This window comes from Tabrizicola fusiformis (genome assembly GCF_013328815.1).
Classification (GTDB): Bacteria; Pseudomonadota; Alphaproteobacteria; order Rhodobacterales; family Rhodobacteraceae; genus Fuscibacter.
In genome coordinates, this window is record NZ_JABUHN010000012.1 from 39,323 (window position 1) to 52,257 (window position 12,935).

General features: G+C 66.9%; 15 protein-coding genes and 3 riboswitches. Of the genes, 3 read left to right on the plus strand and 12 right to left on the minus strand.

The genetic code is table 11. The annotated features are described in order from the left end of the window. Positions 1–357 carry a DUF1636 family protein gene (locus HS053_RS17375; protein WP_174212508.1) on the minus strand — a complete coding sequence of 119 codons (357 nt, stop codon included), beginning with the start codon at positions 355–357 and terminating at the stop codon, positions 1–3. Positions 358–446: 89 nt separating this feature from the next. After that, a riboswitch (cobalamin riboswitch) is annotated at positions 447–679 on the minus strand. Between the two features lie 44 nt (positions 680–723). Between HS053_RS17375 and cobO the strand changes: the two genes are divergently transcribed. Next, positions 724–1,365 carry a cob(I)yrinic acid a,c-diamide adenosyltransferase gene (gene cobO / locus HS053_RS17380; protein WP_174212509.1) on the plus strand — a complete coding sequence of 214 codons (642 nt, stop codon included), beginning with the start codon at positions 724–726 and terminating at the stop codon, positions 1,363–1,365. 272 nt (positions 1,366–1,637) lie between these two features. Further along, a complete protein-coding gene (locus HS053_RS17385; RefSeq protein WP_174212510.1) occupies positions 1,638–3,086 on the plus strand; it encodes a cobyric acid synthase in 1,449 nt (482 codons plus the stop codon). On the opposite strand, the gene cobD is transcribed toward HS053_RS17385, so the two are convergent. The 8 genes from cobD to HS053_RS17425 all read right to left on the minus strand — a co-directional run bounded on the left by cobD (position 3,083) and on the right by HS053_RS17425 (position 9,079). Beyond that, on the minus strand, positions 3,083–4,054 hold the full coding sequence (cobD, locus tag HS053_RS17390) for a threonine-phosphate decarboxylase CobD (RefSeq protein ID WP_174212511.1): 972 nt from the start codon (positions 4,052–4,054) through the stop codon (positions 3,083–3,085). The two genes, HS053_RS17385 and cobD, sit on opposite strands and share 4 nt — an antisense overlap. Positions 4,055–4,071: 17 nt before the next feature. Beyond that, positions 4,072–4,884, minus strand: coding sequence for a propanediol utilization protein (locus HS053_RS17395; protein WP_174212512.1), 813 nt, complete (start codon positions 4,882–4,884; stop codon positions 4,072–4,074). After that, entirely contained in the window at positions 4,874–5,557 is a 684-nt protein-coding gene (gene bluB, locus HS053_RS17400; RefSeq protein ID WP_174212513.1) for a 5,6-dimethylbenzimidazole synthase, read from the minus strand. Before bluB ends, HS053_RS17395 begins: the two co-directional genes overlap by 11 nt. Positions 5,558–5,614: 57 nt before the next feature. Then, positions 5,615–5,770, minus strand: a riboswitch (cobalamin riboswitch). A 45-nt stretch (positions 5,771–5,815) separates the two neighbouring features. Then, on the minus strand, positions 5,816–6,655 hold the full coding sequence (locus HS053_RS17405) for an ATP-binding cassette domain-containing protein (RefSeq protein WP_174212514.1): 840 nt from the start codon (positions 6,653–6,655) through the stop codon (positions 5,816–5,818). Continuing rightward, positions 6,652–7,386: a cobalt ECF transporter T component CbiQ gene (cbiQ, locus tag HS053_RS17410; protein WP_174212515.1), complete on the minus strand. Its 735-nt coding sequence runs from the start codon at positions 7,384–7,386 to the stop codon at positions 6,652–6,654. The genes HS053_RS17405 and cbiQ overlap by 4 nt, the downstream gene beginning before the upstream one ends. A 1-nt stretch (position 7,387) precedes the next feature. Beyond that, the gene (locus tag HS053_RS17415; RefSeq protein WP_174212516.1) at positions 7,388–7,687 is read right to left on the minus strand and encodes an energy-coupling factor ABC transporter substrate-binding protein; all 300 of its coding nucleotides are present in this window, start codon (positions 7,685–7,687) and stop codon (positions 7,388–7,390) included. Continuing rightward, positions 7,687–8,355 (minus strand): energy-coupling factor ABC transporter permease, encoded by a 669-nt coding sequence (locus HS053_RS17420; RefSeq protein ID WP_174212517.1) that lies wholly within the window; start codon positions 8,353–8,355, stop codon positions 7,687–7,689. Before HS053_RS17420 ends, HS053_RS17415 begins: the two co-directional genes overlap by 1 nt. Positions 8,356–8,421: 66 nt before the next feature. Further along, a riboswitch (cobalamin riboswitch) is annotated at positions 8,422–8,644 on the minus strand. Positions 8,645–8,725: 81 nt separating this feature from the next. Continuing rightward, complete coding sequence (locus HS053_RS17425) at positions 8,726–9,079, minus strand: cupin domain-containing protein (RefSeq protein WP_174212518.1); 354 nt, start codon at positions 9,077–9,079, stop codon at positions 8,726–8,728. A 155-nt stretch (positions 9,080–9,234) separates the two neighbouring features. On the opposite strand from HS053_RS17425, the gene HS053_RS17430 reads away from it, so the two are divergent. After that, complete coding sequence (locus HS053_RS17430) at positions 9,235–9,810, plus strand: GNAT family N-acetyltransferase (RefSeq protein WP_174212519.1); 576 nt, start codon at positions 9,235–9,237, stop codon at positions 9,808–9,810. 15 nt (positions 9,811–9,825) lie between these two features. Here HS053_RS17430 and ssuD read toward each other — a convergent pair whose 3' ends face one another. Genes ssuD through HS053_RS17445 form a run of 3 tightly spaced genes read right to left on the minus strand, consistent with a single transcriptional unit; the run spans position 9,826 to position 12,920 of the window. Then, complete coding sequence (gene ssuD / locus HS053_RS17435) at positions 9,826–10,989, minus strand: FMNH2-dependent alkanesulfonate monooxygenase (RefSeq protein ID WP_174212520.1); 1,164 nt, start codon at positions 10,987–10,989, stop codon at positions 9,826–9,828. A 14-nt stretch (positions 10,990–11,003) separates the two neighbouring features. Further along, positions 11,004–11,834, minus strand: coding sequence for an ABC transporter ATP-binding protein (locus tag HS053_RS17440; protein WP_174212521.1), 831 nt, complete (start codon positions 11,832–11,834; stop codon positions 11,004–11,006). Positions 11,835–11,888: 54 nt separating this feature from the next. Next, on the minus strand, positions 11,889–12,920 hold the full coding sequence (locus HS053_RS17445; RefSeq protein WP_174212522.1) for an ABC transporter substrate-binding protein: 1,032 nt from the start codon (positions 12,918–12,920) through the stop codon (positions 11,889–11,891). Positions 12,921–12,935 lie beyond the last annotated feature (15 nt).

Consider the following 12,935-nt stretch of genomic DNA (forward strand, 5'->3'; position numbering starts at 1 on the left):
TCAGCTCTCCATCGGGGGGATGCGGGCAAGGCTTTGCTTGCGGAAGATCGCGGGGCGCTCGCGCCAGGGCACGATGCCGTCGGCGCTGATGGCATAAAGACCGGCGCCGCGCAGGATTTCGGGAATGTCGGCTTCGCCCAGACGGCCATAGACATAGGACCAGGCGCCGGGCTTGCTCAACGCGATGTTACAGCCGTGATCGCAGGCCGAAAGGCATTCCGTCGCCCGGATCGTCACCCCCTGCGGGGCCCCGCTCCGCAACAGGGCGTCGTGCAGCCGCTGCCCGGGGCAGGCTTCGCCCTCGGGCACCGGCTGACCGGCGCGACAGGTGGTGCAGACATGCAAAATGGCGGCCATGGCCCCTCCCGACAAGAATATACGGGATGGCCAACGGTTCGGGCTGCAAAGGCCCAATACCCGAAGGTCACGGAACACCCCGTCCGCGCGTTTCAGTTCAGGTGCTGGCAGGTCTCCCGGCTTGCGGATATCGGGGCGGGCAAGCCTGCCCCGGCGCTCTGCCCGCCTTCCCGAACCTTGCGGCCAGTGGCATTGGACAGACCTTTCCGGTCACGGTCGCGGGGGCGGCTGCGCTTCGGCGGCACGACGCAAGGCGCCGCAATACCTGTCGCATTCCCTTTTGGCCTGCCCTAAGACAGGCACCAGCGCCTATGCGCCCCTCGTCTGCCAGATGGGCGGCGCTGTCAAGGAAAAGGAAACGCCCCGATGTCTGAAACCGGCGAAATGCCCCTTCTGTCCGAAGCCGAAGACCGCGCCCGCCACGCCGCCAAGATGGCCAAGAAGAAGGCTGCCCGCGATAAGATCATGGCGGGCAAATCGGCGGAAAAGGGTCTGGTGATCGTCCATACCGGCGCGGGCAAGGGCAAATCCTCGTCCGGCTTCGGCATGATCCTGCGCTGCATCGCGCATGGAATGCCCTGTGCGGTGGTGCAGTTCATCAAGGGCGCCTGGGACACCGGCGAGCGCCGCCTGATCGAAGGCAATTTCCGCGACCTCTGCCAGTTTCACGCCATGGGCGAAGGCTTCACCTGGGAAACCCAGGACAAGACCCGCGACATCGCCGCCGCCCGGGCCGGCTGGGAAAAGGCCAAGGAGCTGATCCGCGACCCCGCGATCCGCTTCGTGCTGCTGGACGAAATCAATATTGCCCTGCGCTATGACTACCTTGACCTTGACGAGGTGCTGACCTTCCTGCGCGAGGAAAAGCCGCCCCTGACCCATGTCTGCCTGACCGGCCGCAATGCCCGCGAGGCGCTGATCGAGGCGGCCGATCTGGTGACCGAGATGACGCTGGTCAAGCATCCGTTCCGCTCGGGCATCAAGGGGCAGGCGGGGGTCGAGTTCTGATGCCGGAACGCAGGCGGAGCCCCCGGGGCGCTGCCCCGGACCCCGGGATATTTGGGCCAAGATGAAATCAACGAAATGTTAACCGAATCGTCCCACGAAAATGGAGCGGCACAGGGAGGGATCCCGATGACCGCCCAAGGTGAAAGCACCGCGTCTCCCCCGTGCAAACGGCCCGAGGCGCGGTGCCGTTTTGAGGGCACCGGCAATTTCATCTTGGCGATAAATATCCCCGCCGGAGGCTCCCGCAGGGTCAGCGGCGCAGGGGCCGGGGCATGAAGGCGCTGATGATCCAGGGCTGCGGCTCGAATGTCGGCAAGTCGATGCTGGTGGCGGGGCTGTGCCGGGCGGCGCGGCGGCGGGGCATATTGGTGGCGCCGTTCAAGCCGCAGAACATGTCGAACAATGCCGCCGTGACGGCGGATGGCGGCGAGATCGGGCGAGCGCAGGCGTTGCAGGCCATGGCTTGCGGGCTTGAGCCGGTGGTGGATATGAACCCGGTGCTGCTCAAGCCCGAAAGCGAGATGGGCGCGCAGGTTGTGGTGCAGGGGCGGCGCCTCACCACGACCCGGGCGCGCGATTATGCGGCGCTGAAGCCGCAGCTTCTGGGGGCGGTGCTGGAGAGTTTCCAGCGTCTGAAGGGCGCATATGATCTGGTGATCGTGGAGGGGGCGGGCAGTCCGGCAGAGGTGAACCTGCGGGCGGGTGACATTGCCAATATGGGTTTCGCCCGGGCGGCGGCGGTGCCGGTGGTTCTGGCGGGGGATATCGACCGGGGTGGGGTGATTGCGCAGCTCGTCGGCACGCAGGCGGTGATGGAGCCGGGCGATGCCGCCATGGTGGCGGGTTTCCTGATCAACAAGTTCCGCGGCGACCCGCGGTTGTTCGACGACGGTTATCACCTGATCGGCGCGCGGACAGGCTGGCGCGGTTTTGGCGTGGTGCCGTGGTTCGCGCAGGCGCATCTTCTGCCGGCCGAGGATGCGCTCGACATCGCGGCATCTCCGCAGAGGGCGGGGGCGGTGACGGTGGCCTGCCTGACCTTTTCGCGCATTGCGAATTTCGACGATCTCGACCCGCTCAAGGCCGAGCCGGGGGTGAACCTTGTCATGGTGCGTCCGGGAGAGGCCATTCCGGGCGAGGCGCGGCTGGTCATTCTGCCTGGGTCGAAATCGACGCGGGGCGATCTGGCGTTTCTGCGGGCGCAGGGCTGGGACGTCGATCTTGCGGCGCATGTGCGGCGGGGCGGCCATGTGCTGGGCATTTGTGGTGGCTATCAGATGCTGGGGCGTGTCGTGGCCGATCCGCAGGGGATCGAGGGGCCGGCTGGTGAGACGGCGGGGCTTGGCCTGCTCGACATCGCAACGGTGATGACGCCGGACAAGCGCCTGTCGCGGGTAAGTGCCCGTCATGTGGACTCTGGCCTGCCGGTAGAGGGATATGAAATCCATATCGGGCAAAGCCATGGTCCTGATTGCGCCCGGCCTTTCGCGCAGATCGAAGGGCGCAACGAAGGTGCGGTCAGTGCGAGTGGCCGGATCATGGGCAGCTATCTGCACGGGCTGTTCCTGTCGGACGCCTTTCGTGCCGCGTTTCTGGCAGGCTTGGGCATTGCCGCCGCCCCGCGCCGCCATGGCGCAGAGGTGGAGGCGGTGCTGGACGCGCTTGCCGCGCATCTTGAGGCGCATCTGGATGTGCCGGGGCTTTTGGCGCTGGCGCGTTAGGCCGGGGCTTGCAGCGCCTCTTGCAGGCGCTGCCATTCCGGTTCCGGCCCCGGCAGACCAAGGCGCAGGAAGGTGTCGGACCATGGGAAGATCCGGCTCCAGATATGATGCCTTGCCAGCCGGTCTTGCGCGGCGGCGGCATCGCCGGTGTCATAAAGCCGGAAGAGCGCGCATCCCCCCGCCAGCCGCCAGCCCGCGGTGATGGCCAGCGTATCGGCCCTTGCGGCATCGGCGGCCAGTTGCCGCCGCATCGCCGTGGCCCAGCCATGATCGGCCAGCGCGCGGATGCCGATCCCGAGCGCGGGGCCGGAAACCGGCCAAGGCCCGGCCCCTTGCGCCAGCGCCGCAATCTCGGCCGCGGCGCCAAAGGCAAAGCCCAGCCGCAGGCCGGCCAGCCCATAGAACTTGCCGAAAGACCGCAGCACGAGAAGGCCCGGCCCCCCGGCATGGGGCAGCAGCGAAAGCGCGGGCGTCACATCGCCAAAGCTTTCATCCACCACCAGAAGGCCGACCTCGCGCGACAGGTCCAGCAGTTCTTCGGGGGCAAAGCTTTGGCCATCGGGGTTGTTGGGATTGACCACCACGGCAAGATCGGCGCCGCGCAGATCGTCCAGCCTGCGGCCCGGACGGATGTGCCAGCCCTCCTGCGCAAGGCAGGCGGCATGTTCGTTGTAGGTCGGGGTCAGAACGGCGGCGGTTCCTGCCGGGCGCAGCCGGGGCACAAGCTGGATCGCCGACTGTGCCCCGGCCAGAGAAACCCCCTCGGCGGTGCTGGTCACGCCCCAGGTGGCGCGGGCCTGTCGCAGCAGGTCGGTTTGCAGGGTTTTGGTCGGCAGGTTGCGCCAGAGGTCGGCAGGCAGATCGGGCAGCGGCCAGGGGCGGCGGTTGATGCCGGTGGACAGGTCGATCCAGTCGCCCGCGCCGTGCCGCGCCATCGCCTGATCCAGATTGCCGCCGTGATCGCGCATCGTCTTGCCCTTTGCCGCTATCCGCCGCAGGTAGCCAGCCGGTGAACCCCGCGCAAGCCCGCTTCGCGCAGCGCGGCAAGGCCATGGCGCGGAAGCTGCCCCGGCGCGAAGATCAGCGCCCGCGCCGCGCCGGAATGCGAGATGGCCCAGCCAAGCGCGCCCAGATCGCGGGCAAGCGCTGCGGTCGGGTCGGCCTGCGGTCCGCGCCGGGCGATGCAGCGTCGTGCGCTTTCGCTGGCCAATGCGGCCCGCTCGGCCAGCGGCCCGCCCGCCTGCCAGTGCGTGACCAGATCGGAGATGTCGTCATAATCCTGATCCGCGGCACGGGTTGGCCGGGGCGGTCCCCAGAACCCGGCCAGAAGATGGGCCTGCGGCTGCGGTGGCAGGGGGGCCAGCACCCGCCCCTCACGCGGGGCCCAGAGCAGGCGGGCGGGTTGCGGATACATCAGCGGATCGCTCGCCCCTTCGGCGGCGATGGTGGCGCGGGCCAGAGCGGTGGGCCCCGGCATGATCCCCGCCAGTTGGGCCATTGCCAACAGCCCCGCCGTTGACATGCCGGTGCCCAGCCCCGGCGGATAGGGCAGGCGCAGCAGAAAACGTCCGTGCAGCCCGCCACCCAGTGCCCGGGCAAAGCGCGCCAGCAGGGCCGGGGGCAGCGCGCCATGGGTGATGGCGTGGCAGGCCAGCCCGGGCGCGGCCCCGCGCCATGCGGTCAGGGTCACCCCCTGCGGCATCAGCGTGACCAGCGCCAGCGGCCCCGCCCCGCCAAGCCGCCCCTGAAGCCATTCGCCGAAATGGCAGGGCAACGTGGCCCGTGCTTCAGGTCTCATGCTGGCCCCAGCTTTCGTGGAAGATCAGCTCTTCCAGCGGCAGGCGGCTGGCCCAGCCGCGGGCCTGCAATTCCGGCTCGGCATGCAGTTCCTCGACATGGCCAAGGCAAAGCCAGGCCACCGGGCTGACATGATCGGGCAGATGCAGCAGCGCGCGCAGGTCGGCGGGGTCAAAGATGCTGACCCAGCCGACGCCAATCCCCTCGGCCCGGGCGGCAAGCCAGAGGTTCTGCACCGCGCAGACCGTGGAAAACAGGTCCATCTGCGGCTGATGGGTGCGCCCCAGAACCACCGCCCCACCCCGGCTGTGATCGCAGGTGATGCAGAGATTGACCGGCGCCTGCAGGATGCCTTCCAGCTTGAGCGTGGAATAAAGCGGGCGCCGCTGGGCCGGGAACATCGCACAGGCTTCGGCATTGGCGCGGGCAAAAGCGCCCTGTGCCGCCGCCCGGATGGCCGCAGAGCGGATCAGGATGAAGTTCCATGGCTGCGACAGCCCGACCGAGGGCGCGTGATGCGCCGCGCGCAACAGCCGAAGCAGGGTCGCGTCGTCAATCGGGCGCGACGTGAACTGGCTGCGCACATCGCGGCGGCTGTAGATGGCACGGTAAACCGCCTCGCGGTCGGCGGGCGCAAAGGGCCCGGACGGGATCATCGGGTATTCGGCAGTCATGGGCAGTCCCCTTTGGCGAAAAACGGGACGGCCGCCGGCCTTCGGCTGCCCCGGTTCCGTCTGGCCGGTCTTCTGACTTGGCTTCACGCGGCGCCGCGCCTTCCCGGCCCTGCGGCCCGTGGCATCTGCGGCGCCATCCACCTTACAGCGTTGGGCACGTTGTGGATTTGCACCACATTCCCGATTCTCCCCGATTGCGCGGGGCACCAGACGCCCGGGCGATAGCGCAAGCCCGGGCGGTGGGCAACGGTTCTGCGGTCATTGCGCAAGGGGCGCAAGCATTTCCAGAAATTCGGGCACGCTCCGCGGCATCGGCGCCCCTGCCGGGCAAAGCCCGCGCTGGCGTGCGCCAAGCCACAAATCGACCACGACAGGCGGGCGCAGCCCCGCCCCGGCCAGCAGGTTCGCATCGGCCAGAACCGTCTCGGCCCCCGCCTGTGCCAGAACCGCGCCGTTGCGAAACAGCGCCACATCATCGGCCAGCAGCAGGGCCAGCTCGATGTCATGGGTCGAAAACACCAGCGTCATTCCCCCCCGGGCAAGGTCGTGCAGAAGGGTGATCAGTTGATCTGCCGCCGTCCGGTCAAGCCCGGCGGTCGGCTCGTCCAGCAGCAGGATTTCCGGCTGCATCGCCACTGCGCCTGCGATGGCCACGCGCTTCTTCTGCCCGCCCGAAAGCATATGTGTGGGCCGGTCTGCCAGATCGGCGATCCCGAGGGCTTGCAGCGCCCCTTGCACGCGCGCCGCCGCCTCGGCCCCGGTCAGACCCTGATTGAGCGGGCCGAAGGACACATCCTCGGCCACGGTCGCGGCAAAGATCTGATCGTCGGCATCCTGAAGCACCAGCGCCACCCGGCTGCGCCATGCGATCAGCCCCCGGCGGGTGTAGTCGCCCGGCTGACCCGCCAGCAGAACCCCGCCCCGGTCCGGGCGGAGTGATCCGTTCAGATGCAGAAGCAGCGTGGATTTGCCCGCGCCGTTCGGCCCCAGAATGGCCAGCTTGCGTCCGGCCGTTATCTTCAGGTCCAGCCGCCGCAGGGCCGGCACCCCGCCCGGATAGGAATAGTCCAGCCCGGTTGCCGACAGGATTGCACTCACAGCACGCCCCCCAGCAGCAGGATTGTGCCCTGCACCACCAGGACCAGCGCGATCATCGGGCGCGACAGCGCGACGGGGGCGGACAGCACCCGCATCTCACCTTGCCAACCGCGGGCGGCAAGACCCGTCTCCAGCCGCCGCGCTCGGGCGAGGGCCCGGGGCAGGAGGTTGGCAATCACCATCGCCGTTGACCGCAGCCAGCGGCGGCGGCTGGAATGGCCCAGCCGGGCGCGCTGGGCGGCAGTCATCGCCACCGCTTCCTCCGCGATCAGGAAAACAAAGCGATAGGTCAAAAGCGCCAGTTCCACGATTTCCGCCGGAACCCGCAGCCGCCGCAGCCCGGAGATCAGCTCGGCCGCGGGGGTAGTGAAGGCCAGAAACATCAGGCAGAAGGTTGCCGCCATCGCCCGCAGACACAAAAACGCCGCCCGCTCGGCCCCGCCGGCGGCAAGGGCGATGCCGTCGGCGCCGACCTGCACCATCAGCATCAGCGCGCCGGTCGCCAGAAAGCCCAAGGGCAGTGCAACCGCCGCCAGCCAGAGCCGCAGCGGCACCCGTGCCCCGGCAAAGGTAAAGCCCAGAACCGCAAGGCCGGACAACGCCGCCCCCGGCCAGGGCGGCAGACCGACTGCCAGTGCCAGAAATCCCAGACCGATCAGCGCCTTTTCGGCAAGCGCCCGGTGCCGCCAGCGGTTCAGGCTGGCGGCCCGGTCCAATGTTGTGACCGACATGTCAGGGCAGGGTCCGCGGCGGGGTTTCCTCGCCCCCGGTCGTGGACCGGCGCCCGCGCGCGCGGCCGATGGCATAGCCGATCACCAGCGCCCCAAGGGCCGCCTGAAGCGCGAAAAACAGACCTTCAACCTCGCCGCTCGGCGGCGTCCAGATCGGCTGGAACCAGGGGGCAAAGCCTTCGGTCGCCTCGACGAGGGCGGCGGCCTGACCATCGGCCCCGCCGAATTCGCCGCCCATCAACAGCGGAATGACCACGATCAGGGCCACACCCAGAAGCATCCATGCAGAGCGTTTCGACATCACTTGCCCTCTCCGGCCAGCAGGGAAATCCGGTTCTGATCGCGGGTCTTGCCCGAAAGCGCCTCGATCACCACCACGGTCAGCAACCCTTCGGCAATCGCCAGCGGCACCTGGGTGATGGCAAAGATGCCTCCGAATTTGAGCGCGGCCCCGACAAAGCCGGAAACCGGATCGGGATAGGCCAGCGCCAGTTGCAGCGAGGTGAAGACATAGGTGGCCAGATCGCCGAGGGCGGCCGCAAGGAACACCGAAACCGCAAAGGAAAGCCCGATCCTTCCGGCCAGTTTCCACACGCCATAGGCCACCCAGGGGCCGACGATGGCCATGGAAAAGGTATTGGCGCCCAGCGTCGTCAGCCCGCCATGGGCAAGCAGCAGCGCCTGAAACAGCAGCACGATCACCCCCAGCACCGCCATCACCGAAGGCCCGAAGACGATCGCCCCCAACCCGGTCCCCGTCGGATGCGAGCATGAGCCGGTCACCGAAGGGATTTTGAGCGCTGACAGCACGAAGGCAAAGGCGCCCGAGGCCGCCAGCGTCATGCGCGCTTCGGGTTTGTCCCGCACGATCCTGCGGATGCGCAGGGCCCCCGCGACGACAAAGGGTGCCGAGACGGCAGACCATCCCAAGGCATGGGTTACGGGCAGAAAGCCCTCCATGATGTGCATGTTTGATCCTTCCACATCAGACGCGCTGCTATCGAAAGACCCAAGGACACCCCGCCCCGGACGGCTTGCAGCACTTTAGCGATGGCAGGTCTCCTGACTTGCGGGTCGTTGCACCCCGGTCGCCTTCCCGGCTGTTGACCCCGTGGACAGGGGGCAGCCAGTGGCATTTGACCGAAGCCTCGCCGCTCACAGTTGCGGGGGCAGTCACGGATTCGGCCCCTGATGGGTAATCCTCACCGTGTTCCCTTTTCATCCCATGGCATTGGGAACCATCGCGGGCAGCTAACCGCCCGGGGTGGGGCTTGTCAATCGGCGGCGAAGGCGGCGGCATCCGCCGCCCCGCCTGCTCCCCCGCCTGCCCGGTGGGCGGCTATTTGAGCTTGATGCAGAAATGCTTTCTGACGGGCTGTTCGACGGTCCATGTGCCTTTGAACGACGGTTCGACCACAAAGGCATCGCCGGGGCGCAGGGTGACCGGGCTGCCGCCATCGGGGGTGATGGTGATCTGCCCCTCGATCAGATGCACGAATTCATAGAATTTGTAGCTGGCATGCCAGGTGCCTGTCGTGGCCTCCCAGGTGCCGCTGATCACGCTGCCGTCAAGCGAGGTGTGCTGCACCCAAGTCTTCATGGTCGGGTTGCCCTCGACCTTGGTCCAGCCTTCAAGATCGGTCAGCATCGGCTCGGGCCCCGGTGCGGGAAAGCGGAAAACCGTGTCGCTCATGTCAGTCCTTCCTGAGTGTCGCTTGGTCATAGTGCCGTGGTAGGCCCGCGACGGCAGGCTGACAAGGGCCGTAAGCGCCGCAACGAAGGACTGCCCAAGCCCGGTGGGATCGTCTATGCCTGCGGCTGGCAGCGACAGGCAGGGAAAGGGCGACCATGTTGATCCGTGAGGCAAAAGTATCGGACGCGGAACATCTGGTCCGCTTCATCAATATGGCGGCGGATGATCTGCCGCTGCATTTCTGGAAGAAATCCGTCGGCGCCGGGGGCGATCCGCTGGCCCTGGGCCGGGAACGCGCGGCGCGCGAAACCGGCAGCTTTTCCTATCGCAACGCCTGGCTGGCCGAGCTGGAGGGCGCGGTTGCGGCCTGCCTCCTGGGCTATCCGGCCGATGCCACACCGGGGCCGATCGACCCCGGAACGCCGGCGATTTTTGTGCCCCTGCTGGAGCTTGAGGCGCTGGCACCGGGGACGTGGTATCTCAACGTGCTGGCAACTTATGCGCCGTTTCGCGGCAGGGGCTGTGGCCATGCCCTTCTGGCCCATGCCGAAGAGGTGGCCCGGCGCGGCGGGCATCCTGCCATCAGCCTGATCGCCGCCGACACCCATGTCGAGGCGCTGCGGCTTTACCGGGCCAAGGGCTATGGCGAGGTGGCGCGCCGCCCGGTCGTCAAAGAGGATTGGCAGGTCGATGCCGGGGAATGGATTCTGTTCACCAAACCCGTGGGGTGAGGTCCGCCTCGGGCTTTACCCCGGGGTCTGGACGTTGCCGCCATGCCCGCCGCCGCCAAACACCTGCCGCTGCCCGAACGAAGAGCGCAGCGGCGGTCTGGGTGCCGCGATGCCGATTTCGGGGAAGAGCAGTTCGGCCACGCGGTAAGCCTCTTCCAGATGCGGATAGCCCGAGGCGATGACGGTATCTATCCCCAGCGCCTGATACTCGCGCAGCCGCGCCGCCACCGTCGCGGGAGAGCCGACCAGCGCGGTGCCCGCGCCCGACCGCACAAGGCCCACCCCGGCCCAGAGGTTGGGCGACACTTCAAGCCGGTCGCGGCGGCCCCCGTGCAGGCGGCGCATCCGTTCCTGACCGACGGAATCCGACTGGCTGCGCTGCACCTCTTGCGCTGCGGTGATGGTTTCATCGAACAGATGCGAGATCAGCCGGTCGGCGGCGGCCCACGCCTCTTCGTCCGTCTCGCGGACGATGAAATGCAGCCGGATGCCAAAGGTCACCTCGCGCCCGTGGGCGGCGGCCGATTTGCGCACGGCGTCGATCTTTTCGGCCACCTGCGCCGGGGGTTCGCCCCATGTCAGATATTTCTCGACCCGGCCCCCGGCAAAATCATGCGCAGCCCCGGACGAGCCGCCGAAATACAAGGGCGGGCGGGGCCTCTGAACCGGGGGCAGGCCAAGGCGGGCGTGATGGGCCTTGATATGCTTGCCGTCCAGATGGGCGTGGCCGGTTTCCAGAAGCCCGTTGAACACGTCGAAGAATTCCTGTGCATGGTCATAGCGTTCGTCATGCGGCAGGAAGATGCCGTCGCCCGCCAGTTCCTGCGCGCTGCCCCCCACCACGATGTTCAGCAAAAGCCGCCCCCGCGACAGCCGGTCCAGCGTTGAGGCAAGCCGCGCGTAATAGGCGGGTGTGGCGGTGCCGGGCCGCACCGCCACCAGAAACTTCAGCCGCTCGGTATAGGCGGCCAGATGGGCGGCCAGCAGAAAAGACTCTTCGCAGGCAACGCTGGTGGGGATCAGCACGCCGGAATAGCCCAGCCGGTCGGCCGCCTGCGCGATCTCACGGTAGTAATCCGGGTCGCCGTCGCGGCTGAGAAAATCGGTTCCCAGATAGCTGCCGTCGCCGGAGGAGGGGATGAACCACAGGAAATCAAGCGGTTTGTCGATGCTGGTCATGGTCTGTCTTCGTCTCAATGTGCCGCGGCAACGGCAACACGTTCTTGCGCCTCGGCCTTGCGGTATTCGTCATGCAGCAGTTCCCAGATCTGATGCCGCAGGCGGGTGAATTCGGGGGTGCTGCGGGTGTCGTTGCCCGCGCCCCAGCGATTGGTCAACGGGATGTCCACCACGGTTTTGATCCGGCCTGGCCGCGAACTCATCACCGCGACGCGCTGACCCAGATAGACCGCCTCGTCGATGCCATGGGTGATGAAGACGATTGTGGTGCCCGCCGTCTCCCATATCCGCAGCAACTCGTCTTGCAGGATTTCGCGGGTCTGCGCATCCAGCGCGGCAAAGGGTTCGTCCATCAGCAACACGCCCGGGTCGCAGGCAAGGCTGCGCGCAATCGCCACCCGTTGCTTCATGCCGCCCGAAAGTTCGTGCGGGTAATGGTTGCCGAAGCCTTCCAGCCCGACAAGTTTCAGGAAATGTCGCGCCTTTTCCGTGCGCTCGCGGGCAGGAAGGCCCTTTGCCTCAAGCCCGAATTCGATGTTTCGGAGCGCCGTGCGCCATGGCAGCAGGGCATATTGCTGAAACACCACTGCGCGGTCGGGCGAGGGGCCGCTGATCGGCGTGCCGTCGATCAGGACGCGCCCGGACGAGGGCGCCACCAGCCCCGCAAGGATGTCGAGCAGCGAGGATTTGCCGCAACCCGACGGCCCGACGATGGACAGGAATTCACCCGCCCTGACATCAAGGTTGATGTCCTCAAGCGCGGTAAAGGTCGCTCCGGCCTTGCCTGCGGCCCCGCGCAGGGGAAAAACCTTGCCGACATTCTGTATCTGGATCGTGCTGCTCATCTTGGGTTCCTGCCTGCCAAACACCCCGGCCCGTTTCCGGGCCGGGGCAAACCCTTAGGAAAGGGCGTTGAATTCGTTGGTGTAGAAATCGGTCGGCTTGTGCTTGCCCGCCGGAACGATTTCGGCGTCCTCGACCAGCTTGAGCCAGAAGGCGAGGTCTTCCTCGACATGCAGGCCCTTGGCCGCCCATTTCAGGTGGCTGTAATCGTCCTTGTCATCGCGGTTATAAAGCGCGGGCAGGTATTTCGGATCGAGCTTGCCCCGCTCAAGCCCCAGCTTGATCACCGCCGCAGGATCGGCATTGGCAATCTCGGCCGCTTCGGCGATGGCAGAGACATAGCCGCGCACGGTGTCGGGGTTTTCGGCGATGAATTTCTCCGACGCCATGGTGCCGCCGCGCGTCACGAACCGCCCCGCGATGTCCGAGACGTTGAAAAGCTGGGTGGTCTGCCCCTTACGCGCCAGTTCGATGTCGATCGGCTGATAGACGATCGCCGCATCAATCCCGCCCTGCAACAGCACCTGTTCGGCCTGTGCCTGCGGCACCGGGACGATTTCATAATCGGCCTTGTTCACCCCATGCTTGCGCAGCCAGTCGGCGGCGAACCACACGCCCGAGAAGGTGGGCCATTGCGTGCCGATCTTCTTGCCCTTCAGATCTTCGGGCGATTTGATCGGGCCGTCTTTCAGCACGATCAGCCCTTCGCCCGCGCTGCCGGGGATGAAGGGCAGGGTCGAGGAAACCACCTCTTTCGCCTTCAGCCCCTTGTCATAGACGTTGATGAAATAGGCGTAATCGGCATAGGGCGCGAAATCGAGCGCGCCGCTGTCCAAGGCCACGGTGTATTGATCCCAAGGCAGCACGGCCCATTCGATTTCCACGCCATGTTTGGCGAACAGGCCATTGGCATCGGCCAGTTCGATCAGCTCATAACCGCTGGTCCAGTTGGCATTCAGCGGCGGCACGAAGACGCGCGCCTTGCGAAGGGTGCCGGCGGCGGCGCGGCGGTTGATCATGGCTGCGGCAAGCGTGCCGCCGACAAGGGCGCCAAACTGGCGACGGGTGGGGGTGAGAAGGTTCGACATTTCAGGCTCCGTTGG

Excerpts from the sequence above, each read along its gene's own strand:
- cobD (WP_174212511.1), bottom strand. The coding sequence starts at position 4,054 with ATGCGCGATCACGGCGGCAATCTGGATCAGGCGATGGCGCGGCACGGC.
- HS053_RS17430 (WP_174212519.1), top strand. The coding sequence starts at position 9,235 with ATGTTGATCCGTGAGGCAAAAGTATCGGACGCGGAACATCTGGTCCGC.
- HS053_RS17445 (WP_174212522.1), bottom strand. The coding sequence starts at position 12,920 with ATGTCGAACCTTCTCACCCCCACCCGTCGCCAGTTTGGCGCCCTTGTC.
- HS053_RS17385 (WP_174212510.1), top strand. The coding sequence starts at position 1,638 with ATGAAGGCGCTGATGATCCAGGGCTGCGGCTCGAATGTCGGCAAGTCG.
- cbiQ (WP_174212515.1), bottom strand. The coding sequence starts at position 7,386 with ATGTCGGTCACAACATTGGACCGGGCCGCCAGCCTGAACCGCTGGCGG.
- HS053_RS17395 (WP_174212512.1), bottom strand. The coding sequence starts at position 4,884 with ATGAGACCTGAAGCACGGGCCACGTTGCCCTGCCATTTCGGCGAATGG.
- HS053_RS17415 (WP_174212516.1), bottom strand. The coding sequence starts at position 7,687 with ATGTCGAAACGCTCTGCATGGATGCTTCTGGGTGTGGCCCTGATCGTG.
- bluB (WP_174212513.1), bottom strand. The coding sequence starts at position 5,557 with ATGACTGCCGAATACCCGATGATCCCGTCCGGGCCCTTTGCGCCCGCC.
- cobO (WP_174212509.1), top strand. The coding sequence starts at position 724 with ATGTCTGAAACCGGCGAAATGCCCCTTCTGTCCGAAGCCGAAGACCGC.
- HS053_RS17420 (WP_174212517.1), bottom strand. The coding sequence starts at position 8,355 with ATGCACATCATGGAGGGCTTTCTGCCCGTAACCCATGCCTTGGGATGG.
- ssuD (WP_174212520.1), bottom strand. The coding sequence starts at position 10,989 with ATGACCAGCATCGACAAACCGCTTGATTTCCTGTGGTTCATCCCCTCC.
- HS053_RS17425 (WP_174212518.1), bottom strand. The coding sequence starts at position 9,079 with ATGAGCGACACGGTTTTCCGCTTTCCCGCACCGGGGCCCGAGCCGATG.
- HS053_RS17440 (WP_174212521.1), bottom strand. The coding sequence starts at position 11,834 with ATGAGCAGCACGATCCAGATACAGAATGTCGGCAAGGTTTTTCCCCTG.
- HS053_RS17375 (WP_174212508.1), bottom strand. The coding sequence starts at position 357 with ATGGCCGCCATTTTGCATGTCTGCACCACCTGTCGCGCCGGTCAGCCG.